A 478-nucleotide genomic window follows, 5' to 3' on the forward strand; every position below is an offset into this window, starting at 1 on the left:
CGCCCCACAAGCCATTCAGTAGCCGACGCAAGCGAACCGTCAAACCGTTATCCGCATCTTCTAGCCAGCACGGTATCGCACGACGCAGCATCAGTAACTCCTTCGGGGCGACTAGACCGTACTCGGCGACCAGTCCACGAATCTGATTGGCTTTGGCCGTTCGCTGTTCGATTAAGCCGGCCCGGATGCGATGCGTCGCCTGGATATCCTGTTGCTCGATGGTCTTGATGGCGACGAAGCGCATGCTGGGACGGCTCATCGCTTCACAGATTGCTTCGGCATCGTTGGCGTCGTTCTTGTTGCTCTTGACGTACGGTTTGACGAACTGCGGCGCGATCAGCCTCACCTGAAAACCGCGTGCCTGTAGCTGCCGCGCCCAATGGTGCGCACCGCCACAACTTTCCATGCCGATCTCACCGCCGGGTTCGATCTTCTCCAGCACCGTTTGCAGCCAGCGATCACGAGGTAAACGTTGCCG

Annotated in this window: 1 protein-coding gene; it reads right to left on the minus strand. The window is 59.0% G+C overall.

Going from position 1 to position 478, the window contains the following annotated elements; translation table 11 throughout:
* A partial coding sequence (locus AACY45_RS28210; protein WP_339548756.1) for an IS110 family transposase occupies positions 1 to 478 on the minus strand: 478 nt, incomplete at both ends.

This window comes from Pseudomonas sp. RA_35y_Pfl2_P32, from assembly GCF_963970735.1.
Taxonomy (GTDB): domain Bacteria; phylum Pseudomonadota; class Gammaproteobacteria; order Pseudomonadales; family Pseudomonadaceae; genus Aquipseudomonas.